This window comes from Streptomyces sp. SID5910 (genome assembly GCF_009862125.1).
In the GTDB taxonomy this organism is placed as follows: Bacteria; Actinomycetota; Actinomycetes; order Streptomycetales; family Streptomycetaceae; genus Streptomyces.
This window is the reverse complement of record NZ_WWHX01000041.1, coordinates 1-1,424: the sequence shown is the minus strand read 5'-3', so window position 1 is coordinate 1,424 and position 1,424 is coordinate 1. Positions and strand designations below refer to the sequence as shown.

Here is a 1,424-nt window from a genome sequence, read left to right as displayed (position 1 = left end):
TCGCGCGAGTAGTCCAGGTACAGCATCGAGGCGACGGCGTCCACGCGCAGGCCGTCGATGTGGTACTCCTCGCACCAGTACACGGCGTTGGCGACCAGGAAGTTGCGCACCTCCCGGCGCCCGAAGTCGAACTCCAGCGTGCCCCAGTCGGGATGTGCGGCCCGCAGCGGGTCGGAGTGCTCGTACAGCGGGCGCCCGTCGAACTCGGCCAGCGCCCAGTCGTCGCGCGGGAAGTGCGCCGGCACCCAGTCCATGAGGACGCCGATGCCGGCCTGGTGCAGCCGGTCCACCAGGTACTTGAAGTCGTCGGGTTCGCCGAGGCGTGCCGTGGGCGCGTAGAAGCCGGTGACCTGGTAGCCCCAGGAGCCGCCGAAGGGGTGCTCGGCGACCGGCATCAGCTCGACGTGCGTGAAGCCGAGGTCCTTGACGTAGGCGGGCAGTTGGTCCGCCAGCTCGCGGTACGTCAGCCCCGGCCGCCAGGACGGCAGGTGGACCTCGTACACCGACAGGGGGGCCTCGTGCGCGGGGGTGCCGGCGCGTCCGGCCACCCACTCGTCGTCGCCCCACGTGTAGTCCGAGGCGTACACGACGGAGGACGTCGCCGGCGGCACCTCCGTGCGGCGGGCCAGCGGGTCGGCGCGGAAGGTGCGCGAGCCGTCGGGCCGGGTGATCTCGTACTTGTACAGCTCGCCCGCGTCGACGCCGGGCAGGAACACCTCCCACACGCCGGTCCCGCCGAGCGACCGCATGGGGTGGCCGGTGCCGTCCCAGAAGTTGAAACCGCCGGCGACCCGCACGCCGCGCGCGTTCGGCGCCCACACCGCGAAGCGGGTGCCGGCCACGCCCTGGTGGGTCGTCGGGTGCGCGCCGAGCGCCTGCCACAGCTGCTCGTGCCGGCCCTCGCCGATCAGGTGCAGGTCCAGGTCGCCCAGGGTGGGCAGGAAGCGGTACGGGTCCTCGGTCTCCTGGGCCGTGCCCTCGTAGGTGACGAGGAGCCGGTAGGCCGGAACCTCGTCGAGCGGCAGCAGCCCCGAGAAGAAGCCGTCCCCGTCATGGCCCAGCTCGGCGCGCACCTCGCCGGCCAGGACGGTCACGGCACGCGCGTACGGCCGGAACACCCGGACGGCGACCCCGCCGGGCACCGGGTGGGCGCCGAGCACGGAGTGCGGATCGTGATGCGTACCGTCCAGCAACCGCTCCCGGTCGCCCACGCCGAGGGCGGGGTCGACCCCGTCGGGGACGACCGCCCCGGAGATCCCCCCGGCAGGCGCCTTCGTCGCGGGCGCCTTCTCGGCGGTCGCGCTCTTGGTCGGGGCGTCCTGAGCGGCAGCCTTCGTCGCGGGTGCCTTCTTGGCCGGGAGCTTCTTGGCGGTCGCCTCAGGCGCCGGTGCCCGGCGGGCGGCGGTCTTCCTGGCCGGTGCGCT

Annotated in this window: 1 protein-coding gene; it reads right to left on the bottom strand. The window is 73.7% G+C overall.

What is annotated here, in order from left to right; all coding sequences use genetic code 11:
• Nucleotides 1-1,424: 1,4-alpha-glucan branching enzyme (glgB, locus tag GTW67_RS01490; protein WP_161162984.1), on the bottom strand; the 1,424-nt coding region annotated here is incomplete at both ends.